The 21,652-nt window shown below is 64.2% G+C and carries 22 protein-coding genes; 21 read left to right on the top strand and 1 reads right to left on the bottom strand.

What is annotated here, in order from left to right:
• Window positions 1-235 precede the first annotated feature (235 nt).
• From mihF to AC1DVN_RS21635, 8 genes are all read left to right on the top strand, one after another.
• On the top strand, window positions 236-556 hold the full coding sequence (gene mihF, locus AC1DVN_RS21670) for an integration host factor, actinobacterial type (protein ID WP_003944825.1): 321 nt from the start codon (window positions 236-238) through the stop codon (window positions 554-556).
• A gap of 36 nt (window positions 557-592) precedes the next feature.
• On the top strand, window positions 593-1,192 hold the full coding sequence (gmk, locus tag AC1DVN_RS21665; RefSeq protein ID WP_019748375.1) for a guanylate kinase: 600 nt from the start codon (window positions 593-595) through the stop codon (window positions 1,190-1,192).
• 98 nt (window positions 1,193-1,290) lie between these two features.
• The gene (rpoZ, locus tag AC1DVN_RS21660; RefSeq protein ID WP_003944996.1) at window positions 1,291-1,590 is read left to right on the top strand and encodes a DNA-directed RNA polymerase subunit omega; all 300 of its coding nucleotides are present in this window, start codon (window positions 1,291-1,293) and stop codon (window positions 1,588-1,590) included.
• Window positions 1,587-2,885 (top strand): bifunctional phosphopantothenoylcysteine decarboxylase/phosphopantothenate--cysteine ligase CoaBC, encoded by a 1,299-nt coding sequence (gene coaBC, locus AC1DVN_RS21655; protein ID WP_020969581.1) that lies wholly within the window; start codon window positions 1,587-1,589, stop codon window positions 2,883-2,885. Before rpoZ ends, coaBC begins: the two co-directional genes overlap by 4 nt.
• A gap of 188 nt (window positions 2,886-3,073) precedes the next feature.
• Window positions 3,074-4,288, top strand: coding sequence for a methionine adenosyltransferase (metK, locus tag AC1DVN_RS21650; protein ID WP_003944827.1), 1,215 nt, complete (start codon window positions 3,074-3,076; stop codon window positions 4,286-4,288).
• Window positions 4,289-4,313: 25 nt separating this feature from the next.
• Window positions 4,314-6,332, top strand: coding sequence for a primosomal protein N' (locus AC1DVN_RS21645; RefSeq protein ID WP_477994212.1), 2,019 nt, complete (start codon window positions 4,314-4,316; stop codon window positions 6,330-6,332).
• 190 nt (window positions 6,333-6,522) lie between these two features.
• On the top strand, window positions 6,523-7,191 hold the full coding sequence (locus tag AC1DVN_RS21640; RefSeq protein ID WP_477994219.1) for a PadR family transcriptional regulator: 669 nt from the start codon (window positions 6,523-6,525) through the stop codon (window positions 7,189-7,191).
• Window positions 7,192-7,285: 94 nt separating this feature from the next.
• Window positions 7,286-8,305 (top strand): esterase/lipase family protein, encoded by a 1,020-nt coding sequence (locus AC1DVN_RS21635; RefSeq protein WP_092764029.1) that lies wholly within the window; start codon window positions 7,286-7,288, stop codon window positions 8,303-8,305.
• Between the two features lie 42 nt (window positions 8,306-8,347).
• Here AC1DVN_RS21635 and AC1DVN_RS21630 read toward each other — a convergent pair whose 3' ends face one another.
• On the bottom strand, window positions 8,348-8,554 hold the full coding sequence (locus AC1DVN_RS21630; protein WP_003944900.1) for a hypothetical protein: 207 nt from the start codon (window positions 8,552-8,554) through the stop codon (window positions 8,348-8,350).
• A gap of 288 nt (window positions 8,555-8,842) precedes the next feature.
• Here AC1DVN_RS21630 and fmt point away from each other — a divergent pair, with 288 nt between their 5' ends.
• From fmt to whiA, 13 genes are all read left to right on the top strand, one after another.
• Complete coding sequence (gene fmt, locus AC1DVN_RS21625; protein ID WP_047888348.1) at window positions 8,843-9,766, top strand: methionyl-tRNA formyltransferase; 924 nt, start codon at window positions 8,843-8,845, stop codon at window positions 9,764-9,766.
• Window positions 9,763-11,211, top strand: a complete 1,449-nt coding sequence (locus tag AC1DVN_RS21620) for an RsmB/NOP family class I SAM-dependent RNA methyltransferase (protein ID WP_019748382.1) — start codon at window positions 9,763-9,765, stop codon at window positions 11,209-11,211. Before fmt ends, AC1DVN_RS21620 begins: the two co-directional genes overlap by 4 nt.
• Before the next feature lie 40 nt (window positions 11,212-11,251).
• A complete protein-coding gene (locus AC1DVN_RS21615; RefSeq protein WP_019748383.1) occupies window positions 11,252-11,599 on the top strand; it encodes an MmcQ/YjbR family DNA-binding protein in 348 nt (115 codons plus the stop codon).
• Window positions 11,600-11,731: 132 nt separating this feature from the next.
• The gene (rpe, locus tag AC1DVN_RS21610; RefSeq protein ID WP_019748384.1) at window positions 11,732-12,415 is read left to right on the top strand and encodes a ribulose-phosphate 3-epimerase; all 684 of its coding nucleotides are present in this window, start codon (window positions 11,732-11,734) and stop codon (window positions 12,413-12,415) included.
• Between the two features lie 8 nt (window positions 12,416-12,423).
• Window positions 12,424-13,476 carry a bifunctional diaminohydroxyphosphoribosylaminopyrimidine deaminase/5-amino-6-(5-phosphoribosylamino)uracil reductase RibD gene (gene ribD, locus AC1DVN_RS21605; RefSeq protein ID WP_477994211.1) on the top strand — a complete coding sequence of 351 codons (1,053 nt, stop codon included), beginning with the start codon at window positions 12,424-12,426 and terminating at the stop codon, window positions 13,474-13,476.
• 5 nt (window positions 13,477-13,481) lie between these two features.
• On the top strand, window positions 13,482-14,090 hold the full coding sequence (locus tag AC1DVN_RS21600; protein ID WP_003944892.1) for a riboflavin synthase: 609 nt from the start codon (window positions 13,482-13,484) through the stop codon (window positions 14,088-14,090).
• A gap of 110 nt (window positions 14,091-14,200) precedes the next feature.
• Window positions 14,201-15,475, top strand: a complete 1,275-nt coding sequence (locus AC1DVN_RS21595) for a bifunctional 3,4-dihydroxy-2-butanone-4-phosphate synthase/GTP cyclohydrolase II (RefSeq protein ID WP_003944833.1) — start codon at window positions 14,201-14,203, stop codon at window positions 15,473-15,475.
• On the top strand, window positions 15,472-15,969 hold the full coding sequence (ribH, locus tag AC1DVN_RS21590; protein ID WP_003944999.1) for a 6,7-dimethyl-8-ribityllumazine synthase: 498 nt from the start codon (window positions 15,472-15,474) through the stop codon (window positions 15,967-15,969). The genes AC1DVN_RS21595 and ribH overlap by 4 nt, the downstream gene beginning before the upstream one ends.
• Window positions 15,966-16,439, top strand: coding sequence for a PH domain-containing protein (locus tag AC1DVN_RS21585; protein ID WP_007727982.1), 474 nt, complete (start codon window positions 15,966-15,968; stop codon window positions 16,437-16,439). Before ribH ends, AC1DVN_RS21585 begins: the two co-directional genes overlap by 4 nt.
• 74 nt (window positions 16,440-16,513) lie before the next feature.
• Window positions 16,514-18,706: an excinuclease ABC subunit UvrC gene (gene uvrC / locus AC1DVN_RS21580; RefSeq protein ID WP_020969587.1), complete on the top strand. Its 2,193-nt coding sequence runs from the start codon at window positions 16,514-16,516 to the stop codon at window positions 18,704-18,706.
• Complete coding sequence (rapZ, locus tag AC1DVN_RS21575) at window positions 18,703-19,602, top strand: RNase adapter RapZ (RefSeq protein WP_003944872.1); 900 nt, start codon at window positions 18,703-18,705, stop codon at window positions 19,600-19,602. Before uvrC ends, rapZ begins: the two co-directional genes overlap by 4 nt.
• The gene (locus AC1DVN_RS21570) at window positions 19,599-20,663 is read left to right on the top strand and encodes a gluconeogenesis factor YvcK family protein (protein WP_019748388.1); all 1,065 of its coding nucleotides are present in this window, start codon (window positions 19,599-19,601) and stop codon (window positions 20,661-20,663) included. The genes rapZ and AC1DVN_RS21570 overlap by 4 nt, the downstream gene beginning before the upstream one ends.
• Window positions 20,660-21,637: a DNA-binding protein WhiA gene (gene whiA / locus AC1DVN_RS21565; RefSeq protein WP_021344225.1), complete on the top strand. Its 978-nt coding sequence runs from the start codon at window positions 20,660-20,662 to the stop codon at window positions 21,635-21,637. The genes AC1DVN_RS21570 and whiA overlap by 4 nt, the downstream gene beginning before the upstream one ends.
• Window positions 21,638-21,652: the final 15 nt, after the last annotated feature.

Here is a 21,652-nt window from a genome sequence, read left to right as displayed (position 1 = left end):
TTGTGTTACAGTCTATTTCGGTACTGTACGCACGTTCGTGTTGCGTCGAATCCGTCTCGATCCAGCCGAAAACGGCGATGATGTGTGACATCGATTCGACGCGCATAACCCACCGCGATCTGCATCGGACCGCGGGGGGTGGGTTAGCAATTCGCGCCAGGCGTGAGTACGGTCGCTATCGCTGCTGGTTATCAGCGGAATAGACAAAATTTGCACACGACGAGACGGAGGAACCGTGGCCCTTCCCCAGTTGACTGATGAGCAGCGCGCTGCTGCTTTGGAGAAGGCAGCTGCTGCCCGCAAGGCCAGGGCTGAGCTCAAGGAGCGCCTGAAGCGTGGCGGCACCGACCTCAAGCAGGTCCTCAAGGACGCCGAAGACAACGAAATCTTGGGCAAGATGAAGGTTTCGGCACTGCTCGAGGCGCTGCCCAAGGTGGGCAAGGTCAAGGCTCAGGAGATCATGACCGAGCTGGAGATTGCACCGACCCGTCGCCTTCGTGGCCTCGGTGATCGGCAGCGCAAGGCTCTGCTCACCAAGTTTGACTTCGAGGCCTGAGCCGACAAGTGATGATTGCTGACGCGGCAGTGTCTGATGATTGCTGACGCAACAGTGTCAGAGAGCAAGACCGCAGTGCGGAGGGGTCGGCTGGTTGTACTGGCCGGCCCTTCGGCTGTCGGTAAGTCCAGCGTCGTTCGCGAGCTGAGAACTCGGTTGCCTGAACTCGTTTTCAGCGTTTCGGCGACCACTCGCGATCCCCGTCCCGGTGAAGTGGACGGCAAGGACTACCGATTCACCTCCCGTGAAGAATTTCAACGGATGATCGACTCCGGTGAACTTCTCGAATGGGCGGAAATCCACGGCGGTCTACAGCGCTCCGGCACCCCCGCAGCTCCGATCGAAGAAGCGCTCGAAGCTGGAAAGCCCGTACTCGTCGAGGTCGATCTCGCCGGAGCACGAGCTGTCCGCCGGGCGATGCCCGAAGCTCTGTTGGTGTTCATGGCTCCACCGAGCTGGGACGTTCTGGTGCAACGGCTGACCGGACGGGGAACCGAAACGGAAGACGTCGTGGCACGCCGACTCGAGACGGCCCGAGTGGAATTGGCCGCACAGGACGAGTTCGACACGGTCATCGTGAACGAGGATGTAAGCCGTGCTTGCGATGAGTTGGTATCCTTGTTGGTTGGGAACTGATTCCGCACCCTTCGGGAACCGATTTCCGCCCCGTTTCTCAGATATCCGGATCGATAAAACTAGTTCTTCAATGAAGATCTAATTCAGGAGACACAAGAGTGAGCAGCACTTCAGCCGCGTCCGCAGCAGGTCAGGGCGCTCTGCCTGCCTACGACACCCCGCTCGGCATCACCAACCCGCCGATCGACGAGTTGCTCGAACGCACCTCTTCCAAGTACGCCCTGGTCATCTACTCGGCCAAGCGTGCGCGCCAGATCAACGACTACTACAACCAGCTCGGTGACGGCATCCTCGAGTACGTCGGACCTCTGGTCGAGCCCGGTCTGCAGGAAAAGCCGCTGTCCATCGCGTTGCGTGAAATCCACGCTGATCTCCTCGAGCACACCGAAGGCGAGTGAGCACCACGTCTGCCGCACCCGAACCGCGTTCGGGTGTCGGGGGAGTGTCCGACGCGCCCACATCGATACGTAAGCGCATTGTCGTCGGTGTCGGTGGGGGTATCGCCGCGTACAAAGCGTGCTCGATCATCCGCAGCTTCACCGAGAGCGGTCATCACGTCCGCGTGATTCCGACCGAATCCGCTCTGGAGTTCGTCGGCCGCGCCACGTTCGAAGCACTCTCCGGCAACCCGGTTCACACCGGCGTCTTCAACGACGTCCCGCAGGTTCCGCATGTCCGCCTCGGACAGGAAGCCGATCTCGTTGTCATCGCGCCGGCAACCGCTGATCTGATGGCGCGAGCTGTCATGGGCCGCGCAGACGACCTGTTGACAGCCACCTTGTTGACCGCACGCTGTCCGGTCGTCTTCGCCCCCGCAATGCACACCGAGATGTGGGAGCACCCCGCAACGGTGTCCAACGTGGCGACACTGCGCTCGCGCGGCGTCCACGTGATCGAACCTGCCTCCGGGCGTTTGACCGGAAAAGACACCGGGGCCGGTCGACTTCCCGAACCCGACGAGATCGTCGGGTTGGCATCGTTGCTCCTCGAGCGCTCGGACGCGTTGCCGCGCGACCTGGAAGGTCGCCGCATTCTGGTCACCGCCGGCGGTACTCGCGAGCCGCTCGATCCGGTGCGCTTTCTCGGTAATCGCAGCTCCGGCAAACAGGGCTACGCGCTCGCCCGTCTGGCCGCACAACGCGGCGCTCACGTCACGCTGATCGCCGGTTACACGGCCGATCTTGCCGACCCCGCCGCTGTCGACGTCGTGCACATCAAGACGGCCGAAGATCTCCGGTTGGCAGTGGAGAAGCACGCACCGGGACACGACGGAGTCGTCATGGCTGCAGCTGTCGCGGACTTCCGCCCCACCACCGTCGAAGGCAGCAAGATCAAGAAGGGCGCAAACGAACCCGACTCGATCAGCCTCACCAGAAACGCCGACATCCTCGCCGGTCTCGTCGAAGCGCGTCGTGACGGCGATCTGGACGCTCGAACGGTGATCGTCGGATTCGCCGCAGAGACCGGTGACGCCCATGGTGACGTTCTCAGTTACGCCCGCTCCAAGCTTGCCCGCAAAGGTTGCGACCTCCTCGTGGTCAATGCGGTCGGCGAGGGCAAGGCGTTCGAGGTCGATCACAACGACGGTTGGCTGCTCGGTTCCGACGGCTCGGAGTCCGCGCTCGAGCACGGATCCAAGGCTTTGATGGCCAGTCGAGTACTCGACGCCCTGGTCAAGCTCTTCCCCGAGTAGCGACACGCGCCCGGTGGTGAGAGTTACCCCACGATAATCGGGTGAGCACAAGGGTGTTGCGCAGGCGGTCCAACCGTTATCGTCGGCTCAGCCCCCAGCTAACAAAGCATGACAAAACGGTCACCGAACGGTGATTCGGATACTTCAATAAGCTGTAGTCAAGAACTCAGTCGTCGAGAGGGAGATCTGTGAGCAAGTCCGGCAGTCGGCTATTCACCAGCGAGTCCGTCACCGAGGGGCATCCGGACAAGATCTGTGACGCGATCAGCGACTCGATCCTCGACGCGCTGCTCACCCAGGACCCGCGCGCCCGCGTGGCCGTCGAAACTCTGGTCACCACCGGCCAGGTTCACGTAGCCGGCGAGGTCACGACCACTGCGTACGCAGACATTCCGAAGATCGTGCGCGACACGGTCCTCGAGATCGGCTACGACAGCTCGGCAAAGGGCTTCGACGGTAACTCCTGTGGCGTCAACGTCGCGATCGGCGCGCAGTCGCCCGAGATCGCGCAGGGTGTCGATCACTCGCACGAGGCTCGCGTCGACGGAATCAGCGACGACGAGATCGACCGTCAGGGTGCGGGCGACCAGGGCCTGATGTTCGGCTACGCCACCACCGACACACCGGAACTGATGCCGCTGCCCATCGCGTTGGCTCATCGTCTCTCTCGCCGGTTGACCGAGGTCCGTAAGTCCGGCGTGCTGCCGTACCTGCGCCCGGACGGCAAGACCCAGGTCACCATCGAGTACGACGGTGACAAGGCTGTCCGTCTCGACACCGTGGTCATCTCCACCCAGCATGCCGCTGACATCGACCTCGACAACCTGTTGACGCCCGATCTTCGCGAGAAGGTGCTTCACTCGGTGCTGACCGACGTGAACCTCACCGATCTCGACACCTCCGATGTTCGTCTGCTGGTGAACCCGACGGGCAAGTTCGTCCTCGGTGGCCCGATGGGTGACGCCGGTTTGACCGGCCGCAAGATCATCGTCGACACCTACGGCGGAATGGCTCGCCACGGCGGCGGCGCGTTCTCCGGCAAGGACCCGTCAAAGGTCGACCGAAGCGCTGCCTACGCCATGCGTTGGGTGGCCAAGAACGCTGTTGCCGCAGGTCTGGCCGACCGCATCGAGGTTCAGGTCGCATACGCCATCGGCAAGGCAGCTCCGGTCGGACTCTTCGTCGAAACCTTCGGCACCGAGAAGACCGATCCGGCACGGATCCAGAAGGCGATCACCGAGATCTTCGACCTGCGTCCGGGAGCGATCATCCGCGACCTCGACCTGCTGCGTCCGATCTACGCGCAGACGGCGGCATACGGTCACTTCGGTCGCACCGACATCGACCTCCCGTGGGAGAGCACCGATCGTGCCGACAAGCTGCGTAGCGCAGCTGGTCTCTGATCACTGACGTACAGACGGGGCGCGGGTGGGCGCGGAAAGAGTAGCGGCAGAAGTCGATCCGGTCGCCCGGGTGCTGCCGATGCTCCCGCTCGCTCACCTCGACCGTGAATTCGACTACCTCGTTCCTCGTGAACTCGAAGCGGATGCGCAGCCCGGAGTCCGGGTGCGCATCCGCTTCGCTGGTCGTCTGGTGGACGGTTTCATCGTCTCGCGCGAGGCGACCAGTGACCATCAGGGGAAGTTCGGCTGGCTCGAACGCGTCATCTCGTCCGAGCGGGTCCTGACGGCCGAAATCGCGCAAGTCGTCGATCGTGTGGCGGAGCGTTATGCCGGAACCCGTGCTGACGTTCTCCGTTTGGCGGTACCGCCGCGCCACGCGAAGGTCGAGGCGGAACCGTGGGAGCCCGCCGAGCCGCCGTCCGCTCCTGAACCGATCGAAAATGGTTGGCATCTCTACAGATTCGGTGACGCCTTCCTGTCCGCGATTCGCGAGTCGAAAAGCCCGCGTGCGGTCTGGCAGGCGTTGCCTGGTGAAAACTGGCCACTGCGCCTGGCCGAATTGGCCGGGGCTGTAGCGGCAAGTGGTAAATCCGCGATTCTGGTTGTGCCCGATCAACGCGACCTGGACCGCGTCGTCGCCGCATGTACCGAACTCTCCGGAGCGGATGCAGTGGTGGGTCTGTCCGCAGGCCTGGGGCCGGCCATGCGATACCGAAGGTGGCTCGCTGCACTGCGCGGGACCGCCCGGATCGTCGTCGGCACGCGCAGTGCAGTTTTTGCGCCGACGCCCGAGACCGGTCTTGTCGTCGTCTGGGACGACGGCGACGACAACTTGTCCGAGCCGCGGTCGCCGTATCCACATGCCCGCGAAGTTGCCGTCCTGCGTGGCTACGCCGCCGGGTGCGCCGTCGTGATCGGTGGGTTCTCCCGTACGGCAGAAGCGCAGGTACTCGTCGACTCGGGATGGGCGCACGATCTGGTCGCTACGCGGGACGTCGTTCGTGCTCACGCACCCAAGATCACCGCGCTCGCCGACAGCGATCAAGCCTTGGCCCGCGATCCGGGAGCCAGAGCGGCTCGTTTGCCCGCTATTGCATTCGCGGCCGCCCGGCGCGCTCTGGGTGAGGGCAACGGAGTCCTGGTGCAGGTGCCTCGGCGGGGGTACGTACCGACCCTGGCCTGCGGAAAGTGCCGTGCCCCGGCACGGTGCCGTCGGTGCAACGGCCCACTGGCTCTTCCCGCTGCGGCAGGTCCCGACGGCGCCGGGACACCGGCGTGCCGCTGGTGCGGGGTTGCCGATGCCGCCTACCGATGTCACGCGTGCGGGGCGAAAGCGTTGCGCGCGGTGGTGGTCGGTGCCGGCCGGACCGCCGAAGAACTCGGGCGGGCGTTTCCCGGTGTGAAAGTTGTTCTGTCCGGGGGCGGTGATGTGGTCAAGGAACTGCCACACGGGCCCGCGTTGGTGGTCTCGACAGTGGGTGCGGAGCCGGTGATGACCGGCGGCTACGGCGCCGCGCTCTTGCTCGACGGTTGGGCACTGCTCGGCCGGCCCGATCTGCGCGCCGCCGAGGAAACACTCAGACGCTGGATGTCGGCTGCTGCCATGGTGATTCCGCTGTCCGAAGGCGGTGAAGTTGTGGTTGTCGCAGACTCGGGTATCCCGACGGTGCAGGCGTTGGTCCGATGGGATCCAGTGGGGCACGCACAATCTCAATTCGAGGAACGGGACGAGGTCGGCTTTCCTCCGGCCGTTCACATGGCTGCGATCGACGGTGGATCCGCAGCAATTGCGGAGTTGGTGGACTCAGCTGATCTGCCGGCAAGTGCTGTACTACTCGGACCAGTGGAATTGCCTGCGGGGGAGAGGCTTCCGTATTCCGGTGAGGACGAGAGCGGTGTCGCGCCGGAGCGAATGCTGGTCCGCGTTCCACGCAAGGACGGTCGCGGCCTTGCGGACGCTCTGGCACATGCGAGGGCCGCGCGCAGTGCGCGGAAGTCATCGGGTCCGGTCCGCATTCAGATCGACCCACGCCGCATCGGCTGATTTTCGAGTTCTCCAAGGCATGCTTGTGTGCAGCAAAAATCTTGCGCAACCCGATATGGCGATATATCGTCGAACTATCAACGATAGTGATGGAGGTTCGACGATGGATGCAAGTTTCCCGAACGAGGGGATGTTCGGCCGACGCGGTTTCTTCGGCGGTTTCGGCCGTGAGCAACGGCCACCATTTGTGATGTGGGTGCCGACGGACGACGGCGCGCCGGGCGATGGTCCCGGCGATCGAGACGGTGGACGACGCGGTCGACCGCACGAGCGGCCGGGCCTCGGTGACATGCCACGCAGAGGCCATCGGCGGGGGCGTTTCGGTCCAGACGGCGGACCCGGCCCCGGCTTCGGTCCGGGCGCTCAGTTCGGTCGCGGGCGAGGACGTGGCGGACGAGGTCGTCGTGGAGATGTGCGCGCTGCGATTCTGTTGTTGATCGCGGAAGAGCCGATGCACGGCTACGAATTGATTCAGCAGATCGTCGAGCGCAGCGGCGGCGTCTGGAAGCCGAGTCCGGGTTCCATTTATCCCGCGCTGTCCCAACTCGAGGACGAGGGACTGGTCATCATCGAAAAGGTCGCCGGCCGAAAGACCGCCAAGCTGACCGAGGAAGGCGTCGCATACGTCGAGGAGCATCGCGCCGATCTCGGGGCACCGTGGGATGACGTTCGTCTCAGCGTAGGGGAGCCGGAGCAGGACCTTCGTGAACTGATCGGCCAGCTGATGGGCGCGGCCGGTCAAGTGGCTGCTGTAGGCACACCAGCGCAGGTCAAGGCCGCAGCCGACGTGCTTGTCGAGGCGCGCAAGTCGCTCTACCGAGTGCTTGCCGGTGATGACGCCGATGAAGGCGGCAATTGAGACGTCGGATACCTACTGTTCGGTAGGGTATGCGCCCCGAAGTTTCTGGTGTTACGGTCAGCTCCCTCGTAGGATCAGAGCAGGAGCAGGAACAATGGCTGGCGTCAAACGGTCTGTGGGACTGACATTTTCGGTAGCAGTGGCGCTGCTGATCGGAGCACCGCCGGCGATATCGGCTGCCGCACCGACGCTCCCGTCTGCGAGTGCCGACGCGATGGACGTTCCTCTCGACATCGGTCCGGGTCAGGCGACTCGTTCCGTTGCCACGGCATATGCGCATGCTCATCCAGGATCCGCACCTGCCGGGTCGAACGATTTCGCCTGTGAGCCTTCCGCCACGCATCCCCGACCAGTTGTACTCGCCCACGGAACCGACACCGAGGCGTACGCGGATTGGGCGGCCCTGTCGCCGGCACTGGCAGCTGACGGCTATTGCGTCTTCGCGCTCAATTACGGCGGTGCGATCGAAGAAGAAGACGGGGACGTCGCACACGAGACTTACGGCGTCGGCGACATAGTCGGTAGTGCCACCGCGTTCGGTTCTTTCGTCGATCAGGTGCTGACCGCGACCGGAGCGGACAAGGTCGACGTGATCGGCTACTCCCAAGGCGCGACGGTGACGCGGTACTACGTCAACAAAATGGGCGGCGACGCCTACGTCGATCATTGGGTCGGTTTGGCTTCGCCGACCTACGGCGGGGTGATGTTCGGGTTGGTTCCCATCGTCCGTGCGATCCCCGGCGGAGAAGACTTTGTCGAAGATGTCTTTTCGCGAGCTGTCCGCGAGCAGATGCAGGGGTCGGATACGTTGAACGCCCTCAACGACGGCGGTGACACCGTACCCGGAGTGCGCTACACGTCTATCGGGTCCACTGTCGACGAGATGATCCAGCCGTCCTCGAACATCGCGCTCCGCGACGCCGGTGCAGAAAACATCGTCCTCCAGGATTTGTGCCCGTCGAACCTGACCGGCCACTTCCGCATGCCGTACGACCCCTACGTGATCGACGTCATCCGGACGGTCCTCGACCCCGATGCCGAGCGGCACGCTTCGTGCAGCGCGGTGCCGCTCGGCACGGATATTCCGCAAGTGGTCATCGACGCAAATTCGTGAGCTGCTAACTCGTGAGCACCGAGATCACGTGGGTCGGGATGTTTACTCGGCGAGCTTGGCAGTGGCCTGCGCCCACAGGAAGAACTTGTTCGTTCCGAGGTCGCGGACGGTCTTGATGTTGAACGCTGCCTTCAAATGTTCTGCGTCCGAATCGCTTACGCCGTTGAGTGCCGCGACCGGGGCGTCCGCCAATTCTTCGACGGACTTTCCTGCGTAGGCCTTGTCGAACTTACTGTCGATGCCTGCCATCTAAGTTCCTCCGTGTGATCGGTGTATCCCGTATCAGCCTCCGCCGAGTGGCGACGACAGAGACAGTCAATACCGAGGACCGGTGAATCTGCAGGGTTCTGATCAAAGAAATTGCTGAGAAAGTGGTTCGGTGTGGCGCGAGGTAGGTCGTAGCTCCCGCAGTCCTTAGACTGACAGTTCCACCCACCGACACATCCGGGAGCATTTTCGTGAGTTGCAGTCCACCGCGTTCGACAGGCCGATCGGCTGATCAGAGTCCGAAGAGCCCAACGAAACGGGAGAGCTGACATGCGCGTCGTGTTCGCCGGAACGCCCGAACCCGCGGTTCCTTCGCTGCGGCGTCTCATCGAGTCTGCCAACCACGAAGTGGTAGCCGTCGTCACGCGTCCGGACGCTGTGGCGGGCCGCGGTCGCAAAGTCACCCGCTCGCCGATCGGTCTGCTTGCCGACGAGTACGGCATCCCGGTCCTGACACCGGTCAAGGCGTCCGATCCCGACTTCGCAGCCGAACTCGCCCGCCTGGAACCGGACTGCGCACCCGTCGTCGCCTACGGAAACCTGTTGCCGCAGAACGTCCTCGACATTCCGAAATACGGTTGGGTCAATCTGCATTTCTCGCTGCTTCCGGCGTGGCGCGGCGCCGCGCCGGTGCAGGCTGCGATCAGTGCCGGTGACGAGGTGACGGGCGCCAGTGCGTTCCGTTTGGAAGCCGGCATGGATACCGGCCCCGTGTACGGAGTGATGACCGAGCGGATTCGCGACACCGATACGGCAGGCGACCTGCTCGGGCGTCTGGCGGAAAACGGCGCTGCCCTGCTCGAATCGGTACTCGACGGCCTGGAGGCCGGAGAGATCAACGCGGTTCCGCAGTCTGCCGACGGCGTCTCGTACGCCCCCAAGGTGACTGTGGACGCGGCCCGCGTGCGGTGGGAATTGCCCGCTCGCACGGTGGACCGGCACATCCGAGCAGTCACACCCGCGCCTGGGGCATGGACGATGATCGGTGATCTTCGAGTCAAGGTCGGCCCGGTCACCGTTACGGACGAGACCCTGGCAGTCGGTGAGATCTCGGTACGCAAGGATGGTCTGTACATCGGTACCGCGACCACCGCGGTACGACTCGGGCAGATTCAGCCCCCGGGCAAGAAATTGATGTCGGCAGGGGACTGGGCACGCGGTGCCCGACTCGACGCGGAGGTACGAGCACAGTGACCGAATCACGACGACCGGCACGGCGGACACAGGGTCCCGGAGCCAAGAATGCAACCGGTGGCAAGAACACCAAGCCGAAGCAGGCCAAGCGGCCGGATCCGGCAACCGCCGGGCTCGATCAGCCGCGCCTGGCTGCGCGCGACGTCCTGCGCGCGGTCCGTGAACGTGACGCATACGCGAACCTGGTTCTGCCCGGGCTCCTGCGTGACCGCAAACTCGACGCACGCGATGCGGCGCTGGCAACCGAACTCGCGTACGGCGCGGCACGTGCTCAGGGCCTCCTGGATGCGGTGATCGCGCATGCGGCGGGTCGGCCGATCGAAGAGATCGACGGAACCCTGCTCGATGTACTCCGACTCGGCTCGTACCAACTACTGCGTACTCGTGTCGCACCGCACGCTGCTGTTGCCACCTCGGTCGACCTCGTTCGCGCCGAAAACGGCCAGGGCCGAGCAGGATTCGTCAACGCGGTCCTGCGCCGTGTTTCCGAACGCACCCAGGACGAGTGGGTCGAGCTGCTAGCCCCGAAGGACCCGGTCGGCCGACTCGCCTTCGAGCACGCGCATCCCCTGTGGATCGCGCAGGTATTTGCCGACTCGCTCGGCGCTGCAGCCGGAGAGCTCGAAGACGTCCTGATCGCCGACGACGCCCGCCCCGCCGTGCACCTCGTCGCCCGCCCCGGTGAGATCTCCGCCGAGGAGCTCGCACTGGTGACCGGCGGCGAGATCGGGCCGTACTCGCCGTACGCCGTGCATCTCGACGGCGGTGACCCCGGACAACTCGAGGCGGTCCGCCAAGGCCTGGCAGGAGTGCAGGACGAGGGCAGTCAGCTGGTTGCCCGCGCCCTCAGCATTGCTCCTCTCGAAGGTGAAGACTCCGGACGCTGGCTCGATCTCTGCGCAGGTCCAGGAGGAAAAGCGGCACTTCTCGGTGCTCTTGCCGGCATCGAAGGTGGTCGACTCGACGCCGTCGAGCCGGTCGAACACCGTGCCGAGTTGATTCGCAAGACCACTCGCGAGCTTCCCGTGGACGTACACGTGGCGGACGGCCGCGAATCCGGGCTCGAACCCGGATACGACCGCATCCTCGTCGACGCTCCCTGCACCGGGTTGGGTGCGCTGCGTCGGCGCCCGGAGGCACGTTGGCGTCGCCAGCCGTCCGATGTGGCTCCGCTCGTGAAGTTGCAGCGTGAATTGCTCGCTGCTGCAATCGAACTGGTTCGCCCCGGCGGAGTGGTGCTGTACTCCACGTGCTCGCCGCACTTGTCGGAAACGCTGGCAGTGGTCGCCGATGCGGTGCGGCGTCATGGCGTCGTGGAACTCGACACCAAGGAATTGGTGCCAGGTGTCCCGGACGTCGGCGACGGATCGTCGGTTCAGTTGTGGCCGCATCGACACGGCACGGACGCTATGTTCATGGCCGCTTTGCGCAAGCCGCTGGCCTGATCGGATGACTTCTGGGCATCGGTAGTCGTATGGTGCCTACATGGTTACGTGGGAACAGGTTGTAGTACTGGGTTCGGCTCTTCCCTCCGTGGAAGAGTCGACCTCGTACAACACCCCGGCACTCAAGGTGGCAGGTAAAACTTTTGCGCGGCTCCGCACCGAAGCGGAGGGCGCTTTGGTCGTGATGTGCGGTCTGGACGAGAAGGAGGCGCTACTCGCCAGTGGCGAGGCGGCTTTCTTCACCACAGATCACTATCACGGGCACGGATCGATCCTCGTGCACCTCGAACTGATCGACGAGGTGCAGTTGGGCGAGATGCTCGAAGATGCGTGGCGGATCAAGGCGCCCGCCAAGGTGCGAAAGCTCCGCACCGTCGTCAAGAACTGATCGGATTTCACCGGCTCCGATGTGCATGCACGGTCGGCGATGAAGCGCAGCCGATGTGCATGCACGGTCGGCGATGAGTCACAGCCGATGTGCATGCACGGTCGGCGATGAGTCACAGCTAAACTCGGCGGCGTGGCTTCCCCGATGATTGCACCGTCCATTTTGTCCGCAGATTTTGCTCGACTCGCCGATGAAGCGACTGCCGTGTCCGGCTCCGACTGGCTTCACGTCGACGTGATGGACGCGCATTTTGTTCCCAATCTCACGCTGGGTCTGCCGGTGGTCGAGAGTCTGCTGAAGGCGACGGACATTCCTCTCGACTGCCATCTCATGATCGAGAATCCGGAGCGCTGGGCGCCGCCGTACGCCGAGGCCGGTGCGTACAACGTCACGTTCCACGCCGAGGCCACCGACGACCCGCGTTCGGTTGCCCGCGATATTCGTGCAGCTGGTGCCAAGGCGGGGCTGAGCATCAAGCCTGGAACCCCGATCGACGACTACCTGGAAATTCTCAAGGACTTCGACACCCTCTTGATCATGAGCGTCGAACCCGGATTCGGTGGTCAGTCCTTCATGCCTCAGGTGCTCGACAAGGCACGCGCAGTTCGCAAGCTCGTCGACTCGGGTGAGCTGACGCTCCTCGTCGAAATCGACGGCGGCATCAACGCTTCCACGATCGAGCAGGCCGCTGAAGCAGGGATCGACTGCTTCGTCGCCGGTTCGGCGGTGTACGGGGCGAGTGATCCCGGTGAGGCGGTGCGCAAGCTCCGCGCGCAGGCCGCCTCGGCGTCGCCGCACCTGACGCTGTCGGTCTGAGCCGCTCGATGGCAAAGGGTGGGCAGGCGTCGACGGCTGATCTTGACGCCGCGATGCAGATTGCGCTGGCCGCAGCCGATTCTGCGCGCGGATTCACCAGCCCCAACCCGCCGGTCGGCGCTGTCATCCTCGCCGCCGACGGCACCATCGCTGGCGTCGGTATGACGCAACCGCCCGGTGGACCGCACGCGGAGGTCGTGGCTCTCGACGAGGCCGGCGATGCGGCACGTGGTGGAACGGCCGTGGTGACACTGGAACCGTGCAATCACCAGGGGCGAACCGGCCCTTGCTCGCAGGCATTGATCGATGCCGGGGTCTCGGCGGTCGTCTACGCAGTCGGTGATCCCAATCCCGAGGCTTCCGGCGGCGCAGCGACGCTCATGCGAGCTGGAATCAGCGTCACGGCCGGACTCCGGGCACCCGAGGTGGAAGCTGGTCCACTGCGGGCCTGGCTGCACAAACAGCGCACCGGTCGCCCGCACATCACGTGGAAGTACGCGGCCAGTCTGGACGGACGTAGCGCCGCCGAGGACGGAACGAGTCAGTGGATCACCGGTCCGCAGGCGAGGGCGCGCGTGCATGCTCAGCGGGCGCAGATCGATGCGATCGTGGTCGGCACCGGCACCGTGTTCGCCGACGATCCGTGGCTGACGGCGCGTCAGCCCACCGGTGAGCTCGCGGCGCATCAGCCCCTACGCGTCGTCGTCGGAAAGCGTGAAATACCTTCGACGGCAAGCGTTCTCGATGACACCGCACCGACTTTGGTGCTCAACACCGACAATATCGACGAAGTAGTCGAGGCGTTGGGGGAGTACACAGACGTACTTCTCGAGGGTGGGCCCCGTCTGGCCGGAGCATTCCTCGCCGCCGGATATGTCGACGTCATCGAGGCGTACATCGCTCCGATACTGCTCGGCGCGGGCGCTTCCGCGCTCGTCGATGCCGGAGTGCACACCATCACCGACGCCCACCGATTCCGTTTGGAGTCCGCGGTAACGATCGGCCCCGATATTTTGTTGAGTCTGGTTCCGGAGAGTTCTGCTCCGGGGAACGAGGAGTAGGGCGCGTGTTCACAGGAATTGTGGAAGAACTCGGCGAAATTGTCGCCAAGGAAGAACTGGTCGATGCTGCACGCTTCACGGTGCGCGGGCCACTGGTCACCTCCGACGCCGGTCACGGCGATTCGATCGCGGTCAACGGCGTGTGCCTGACGGTCGTCGATGTGCTTGCCGACGGTTCGTTCACCGCAGACGTCATGCAGGAAACGCTGAACCGCTCGAGCCTGGCGAAGTTGGATGTCGGCTCTCGCGTCAACCTCGAGCGCGCCGCGGCGCTGAACAGTCGACTCGGCGGCCACTTGGTTCAAGGGCACGTCGACGGAACTGGCCACGTCATTTCCCGCTCGCCTTCCGAGAACTGGGAGGTAGTGCGGATCGCACTGCCGGACTCCATTTCCCGATACGTGGTGGAGAAGGGTTCGATCACTGTCGACGGAGTCTCGCTGACGGTCTCCGCGCTGGGTGGCGACCGCGGGTTCGAGTACTTCGAGATCTCGCTGATCCCGACAACGCTCGAGTTGACGACGCTCGGAACCGCTGTGGTCGGTACGCCGGTCAACCTCGAGGTGGACGTGATCGCCAAGTACGTCGAGCGGCTTCACTCTGCCGGTCGGTAGGACCAGGCTGATCGGACCCGTCCGATTGGTCGTAGGGTTGTCAGTGCATCCGTCGGATGCACTTGTTGTATTCGATGATGTTAAAAGTCAAGACTTTGGAGTGCGAGCACGTGACCAGGTTCGACAGTATCGAGCGCGCAGTAGCAGATATCGCTGCAGGTAAAGCTGTTGTCGTCGTGGACGACGAGGATCGCGAGAACGAGGGCGACCTCATCTTCGCCGCCGAGAAAGCCACCCCGGAACTGGTGGCGTTCATGGTCAGGTACACCTCCGGCTACCTGTGCGTGCCGCTCGACGGTGACGATTGCGATCGGCTGGGCCTGCCCCCGATGTACGCCACCAACCAGGACAAGCACGGCACCGCCTACACCGTGACCGTCGACGCCCGTGAGGGAATCGGTACCGGCATCTCGGCGTCGGACCGCGCTGCGACGATGCGTCTGCTCGCAAACCCCGAATCCGGTGCCAACGATTTCACTCGTCCCGGCCACGTCGTTCCGCTCCGCGCGAAGGAAGGCGGAGTGCTGCGTCGTCCGGGCCACACGGAAGCTGCAGTCGACCTCGCCCGCATGGCGGACCTGCGTCCCGCCGGCGTCATCTGCGAAATCGTCAGCCAGAAGGACGAAGGCGCGATGGCTCAGACCGACGAGTTGCGAGTCTTCGCCGACGAACACAACCTTGCTCTGATCTCGATCGCGGATCTCATCGCGTGGCGTCGCAAGCACGAGAAGCACGTACTGCGCATCGCCGAGGCGCGCATCCCCACCCGCCACGGTGAGTTCACCGCTGTCGGCTACACCAGCATCTACGACGAGGTCGAGCACGTTGCGCTGGTGCGCGGCGACATCGCAGGCCCTGACGGAGACGGTAGCGACGTACTCGTCCGCGTTCACTCCGAGTGCCTCACCGGCGACGTCTTCGGTTCGCTGCGGTGCGATTGCGGCCCGCAGCTCGACGCCGCACTGGACATGGTCGCCCAGGAAGGCCGCGGCGTTGTCCTGTACATGCGCGGACACGAGGGTCGTGGCATCGGTCTCATGCACAAGCTGCAGGCCTACCAGCTCCAGGACGCCGGTTCCGACACAGTCGACGCCAATCTCGAACTCGGGCTACCGGCGGACGCCCGCGACTACGGCATCGGTGCGCAGATCCTCGTCGATCTGGGGATCTCGTCGATGCGTCTGCTGACCAACAACCCGGCCAAGCGTGTGGGTCTGGACGGCTACGGCCTGCAGATCACCGATCGCGTTCCGATGCCGCTGCGCGCGAATGCGGAGAACCTCACCTACCTGCGCACCAAGCGCGATCGGATGGGTCACGATCTGATCGGACTGGACGAGTACGAGGCGAACCAGAACACCGCACAGCCGGGAACCGCACTGTGAGCGGCGAAGGTCAGCCGCAGCTCGCGATCGCCGAGGCCAAGGATCTGAAGCTGGCGATCGTTGCCGGGCAATGGCACGCGACGATCTCCGAGGCTCTGATCGCCGGCGCGCAGCGAGTCGCGCAGGAGGCACAGATCAAGGACGTGACACTGGTCCGTGTCGCCGGTGCGATCGAACTGCCGGTCGTTGCGCAGGCATTGGCTCGCACGCACGACGCCGTCGTCGCTCTCGGTGTTGTCATCCGCGGCGGCACGCCGCACTTCGAGTACGTGTGCGACGCGGTCACCGCGGGCCTTACACGCGTCTCACTCGACGAAAGCACTCCCGTGGGGAACGGTGTCCTGACCACCGACACCGAGCAGCAGGCTCTTGACCGTTCGGGGCTGCCGGGTAGCGTCGAGGACAAGGGCGCACAGGCCTGCGCCGCCGCACTGGACACCGCAGTGACCCTGCGCCATCTCCGAGCACCATGGACCGAGGATTCGTTTCGATGAGTACACCCGGCGACAACGAGAACTGGGAACTGATTGCGTCACCGCGTAAGTCGACGCGATACGCGATCGGAGTTGCTGTCCTCCTGGTGATCGTTCACGTCACACTTGCACTCCTGCTCCGCCAGGGGTCCACCGGCGTGTACTTCCGCGCCGCGGACCAACTTGCGATGGCAGGCATCGGCACCATTCTGGCTCTCGGTGTACTGATGTTGACGCGGCCCCGGGTCAAGGTGGGCAAGCAGGGAATCGCCGTACGAAACATCTTGGGCGAGAAGATCGTCGACTGGGATCTGTTCGAGGGACTCTCGTTCCCCGACGGCGCCGCCTGGGCACGCATCGAATTGCCCGACGACGAGTACATGGCAGTGATGGCGATCCAGTCCAACGACCGTGAGTACGCCGTCGACACGGTCGGCAAGTTCCGCGAACTGGCCGACCGCTACGCACCGGTCGCGCACAAGAGCAACTGACGTCTTCCGACCGGTTCGGTGCCCGCATCCTGCGCGTTTTCGAGTCGGTCGGTGGCGGCGACTAACCTGAAACCGTGCCGGATCCCTCGACTTACCGCCCCGCTACCGGAACCATTCCGGCTGCGCCGGGCGTCTACAAATTTCGCGATCCGCATGGTCGGGTCATTTACGTCGGAAAGGCGAAAAGCCTCCGTTCACGTTTGAACTCGTACTTCGCGGACGTCACGACACTTCATCCCCGTACTCGGCAGATGGTGACCACCGCCGGCAGCGTCGAGTGGACCGTCGTCAGTACCGAAGTCGAAGCGCTTCAGCTCGAGTACAACTGGATCAAGGAATTCGATCCGCGGTTCAACGTGCGGTACCGCGACGACAAGACGTATCCGGTTCTCGCCGTGACGCTCAACGAAGAGTTCCCGCGGCTGTTCGTCTACCGCGGTCCGCGGCGCAAGGGCGTCCGCTACTTCGGTCCCTACTCCCATGCCTGGGCCATCCGCGAAACACTCGATCTGCTGCTGCGAGTGTTTCCCGCACGAACGTGCTCGTCCGGAGTCTTCAAACGACACAACCAGATCGGCCGGCCGTGTCTGCTCGGCTACATCGACAAGTGCTCGGCGCCCTGCGTCGGGCGAGTCAGCGCCGAGGAGCATCGTCAGATCGTCGAAGATTTCTGCGACTTCCTCGCCGGCCGCACGGACAAGCTGGTCAAAGATCTCGAAAAGCGCATGCAGCAGGCTTCAGAGGACCTCGACTTCGAGACCGCGGCCCGTCTGCGTGACGATATCGGCGCTTTGCGCAAGGCGCTCGAGAAGCAGGCCGTCGTACTCGGTGACGGCACCGACGCCGATCTCGTCGCCTTTGCCACCGATGATCTCGAAGCCGCCGTTCAGGTGTTCCACGTGCGCGGCGGACGCGTGCGGGGTCAGCGTGGATGGGTCGTGGAGAAGGCAGGCGATGCCATCGACTGGGCCGCACTCGACGCCGAGTCCGACCTGCCGATCCTGGTCGAGCAGTTCCTCACCCAGTTCTACGGTGAGCAGGCGGCACTCGACCCGGGAGCGGGCTCCGAGGCCGGGATCAGCGCCGTTCCCAAGGAAGTTCTCGTGCCGGTCCTGCCTGCCAACGCGACCGAGATCCAGGCGTGGCTGAGCAAGCTTCGGGGATCGCAAGTGCAACTGCGGGTTCCGCAACGCGGCGACAAGAAAGACCTCGCCGAAACGGTCCAGCGAAACGCGAAAGAGGCTCTGGCGCAGCACAAGCTCAAGCGCGCCGGCGATTTCACCTCGCGTTCTGCGGCGCTTCAGGGCATCCAGGAAGCACTGGACCTGGACTCGGCTCCGCTACGAATCGAATGCATCGACATCAGTCACGTCCAGGGAACCGACGTCGTGGCGTCACTGGTCGTGTTCGAAGACGGGCTCCCGCGTAAGTCGGACTACCGCCATTACGCGATCAAGGAAGCTGCCGGCGACGGTCATTCCGACGACGTGGCGAGTATCGCCGAGATCACTCGCAGGCGGTTCCTGCGACACAACCGCGACCTGGGCATTCTCGCTGCGTCGGCGTCGACCATGGACGCGGACGGTGGGGATCTGGCTCCCGAAGCGGCGATCGACCCGGCGACGGGCCGGCCTCGGCGGTTCGCCTATCCACCCAATCTGTTCGTCGTGGACGGCGGCGCCCCTCAGGTCACGGCCGCAGCGGCGGTCCTCGACGAGCTGGGGGTCACCGACGTCGCAGTAGTCGGCTTGGCCAAGCGACTCGAAGAGGTATGGGTACCGGGGGAAGAAGATCCGGTCATCCTTCCCCGAACGAGCGAGTCGTTGTACCTCCTGCAACGCATCCGAGACGAAGCCCACCGCTTCGCGATCACGTTCCATCGCAGCAAGCGCTCGAGGCGGATGACGGCTTCGGCTCTGGACTCGGTCAAGGGGCTCGGTGAAACTCGCCGTACTGCTCTGGTGGCTCACTTCGGTTCCGTGGCGAAGCTGAAAACGGCAACGGTCGAGGAGATCATGCAGGTCCCCGGTATCGGTGAGACCACAGCCACAGCAGTTCTGGCCGCACTCGGCACGGATTCGGCTGCAGCCGATGCGGGTGCTGAAGCTCGAGCGCTGCCAGCCGCGGTAGGGGATGATGAGCTGGACAAGGAATCCGAATCGTCTGTTACCTCTGCTGACGCGCCAAGCGCCGAATCCGGTAGCGGTGACAAGGGCTCCGAGTCGCGAGAATTGTCCATGCCGACGACGGGGCCGAGTGCACAGTGACTACCGACAGCGCCAAAGACAGTCGAACGATGGATTTCCTGCTGGTGACGGGATTGTCCGGAGCCGGTTTGAGTACCGCTGCCAAGGTGCTCGAAGACCTCGGCTGGTATGTCGCGGACAATTTGCCACCTGAGCTCATTTCCCGGATGGTCGGTCTGAGCTTGACCTCCGATCCGCCGGTCGATCGTCTCGCCGTCGTGATCGACGTGCGGAGTCGACTCTTCACCGGCGATCTCGGGTGGGTGCTCACTGAACTCGAGGCGGAGCCGATCCACACTCGGGTGCTGTACCTCGAAGCATCCGACGACGTGTTGATCCGACGGTTCGAACAGGTGCGCCGCAGTCATCCGTTGCAGAATGACGGCATCGACGGCACGTTGTCCGAAGGGATCGCAGCCGAGCGTCGACAGTTGGCCGTGGTGAAGGCGGCCGCCGATCTGGTCATCGACACGTCGGCGCTGAAGGCACATCAGTTGCGTCAGAAGATCGAAACGGCGTTCGGGAACGATGCCAACCGCACGATGAAGGTGACGGTCCAGTCGTTCGGATTCAAGTACGGCCTGCCGATGGACGCCGATCTCGTCTGTGACGTTCGATTCCTGCCCAATCCCCACTGGATCCCGGAACTTCGCCCGCACACCGGTCAGGATGCCGACGTCCGCGACTACGTGTTGTCCCGCGAGGGTGCGGAAGACTACCTAGACACCTACAGACATCTGGTGGATTTGACGATCGCCGGATATCGGCGAGAAGGAAAGCGCTACATGACAATTGCGGTCGGGTGCACCGGCGGTAAGCACCGAAGCGTGGCCATGTCCGAAGCTCTCGCGAGGCGTTTGGGTTCCGAGGACGACATCTCGGTCAGCATCGTGCACCGGGATCTGGGGCGCGAATGAGTGAACCGACACATAGCTCGCGGGAGAAGCCAGATGGGCCGGCCATCGTCGCGCTCGGCGGCGGGCACGGATTGTTCGCCACGCTCCAGGCCGTCAGACGCCTGACGGTCGACGTCACCGCAGTGGTCACGGTCGCCGACGACGGTGGTTCGTCGGGCCGGCTGCGCGCCGAACTCGGCGTCATCCCGCCCGGTGACCTCCGGATGGCGCTCGCGGCTCTCGCGTCGGACGAACCCGAGATAGTCGACTGGACTCGGACCATTCAGCATCGCTTCGGCGGTGTCGGCGCACTTGCCGGGCACTCGGTGGGCAATCTCATCCTGGCCGGACTCACCGAGGTGCTCGGCGATCCGGTCGTCGCGCTCGACGAGATGGCGCGACTGCTGCGAATCCGTGGCCGCGTGCTGCCGATGTCGCCGATCGCGCTCGAGATCGAAGCCGACGTTCAAGGACTCGAAGAGGACCCACGCGTCAGCCGCTGCATTCGTGGACAGGTCGCCGTCGCGACCACGCCGGGCAAGGTTCGGCGTGTGAGACTGCTCCCGTCCAATCCGCCCGCGTGTCCCGAGGCTGTGACTGCGATCGATCGTGCCGATCTCGTGGTTCTCGGCCCGGGATCGTGGTTCTCGAGCGTGATCCCGCACGTACTGGTACCCGAACTTGTCGAATCACTGTCGTCGACGAATGCTCGAAAGGTGCTGGTGCTCAATCTCGCACCTGAGCCGGGGGAGACCGCCGGATTCTCCGCAGAGCGTCACCTGCACGTACTCTCCCAACACGTGCCCGATTTTCGGGTCGACTACGTGGTGGTCGACTCGGCGTCGGTACCGGCCGGGCGTGAACGTGAACATCTGCAGCGTGCGGCGGATCAATTTTCAGCCGAAGTCAGGTACGCGGATGTCGCGGACACCTCACCGGGCGCAGCGCATGTACACGATCCGGCAAAACTGGCCGATGTACTGGCTGAACTGTCGAGCAGTGCGGCAGTAGGGGATTCGACACAGTCTTCCCTGCAAGAACAGCAATCCGAAGAACAGAGGGAGAACGCTTCGTGGCAATGACAGCGGAGGTCAAGGACGAACTGAGCCGGTTAGTGGTGACTCAGGTCAGCTGCCGCAAGGCAGAGGTCTCCGCGTTGCTGCGCTTTGCCGGTGGGCTCCACATCGTCGGCGGCCGGGTGGTCGTCGAAGCAGAGGTGGATCTGGGCTCCACGGCGCGACGTCTGCGCCGGGAGATATTCGACCTGTTCACCTACAGTGCCGATGTGCACGTACTCAGTGCGGGCGGGCTTCGAAAATCCGCTCGCTACATCGTGCGTGTGGCGAAGGAGGGTGAGGCCCTCGCGCGCCAGACGGGACTGCTCGATCTTCGCGGGCGCCCGGTTCGCGGCTTGCCTGCGCAGGTCGTCGGCGGAAGTGTCGGCGACGCCGAAGCAGCTTGGCGCGGTGCGTTCCTCGCGCACGGTTCCCTGACCGAACCCGGCCGTTCGTCGGCGCTCGAAGTGAGCTGCCCCGGCCCGGAAGCTGCACTTGCTCTGGTCGGAGCTGCGCGGCGTCTGGGGATCTCGGCGAAGGCACGTGAGGTTCGCGGAACGGATCGTGTGGTGATCCGCGACGGTGAGGCCATCGGCGATCTCCTGACCCGAATGGGAGCCCAGGACACACGCCTGGTGTGGGAGGAGCGACGGATGCGACGCGAGGTCCGCGCCACCGCCAATCGTCTCGCCAATTTCGACGACGCAAACCTGCGACGCTCTGCTCGCGCTGCCGTTGCGGCTGCTGCGCGCGTCGAGCGTGCGTTGGAGATCCTCGGCGAGGACGTGCCCGATCACCTCGCGGCGGCCGGCGCACTGCGCGTTGAGCATCGGCAGGCGTCCCTCGAAGAACTCGGCCAGTTGGCCGACCCGCCGATGACCAAGGACGCCGTTGCCGGACGTATCCGTCGCCTGCTCTCCATGGCTGATCGCAAGGCGAAGGAAACGGGCATACCCGACACCGAATCCGCAGTGAATGTGGAGCTACTCGAAGAGGGGTGACCTGCCCTCCGTCAG

The organism is Rhodococcus sp. P4_E4, from assembly GCF_056401575.1.
The sequence above is the reverse complement of the archived record's forward strand: the minus strand, read 5'-3'. Positions and strand labels throughout refer to the sequence as shown.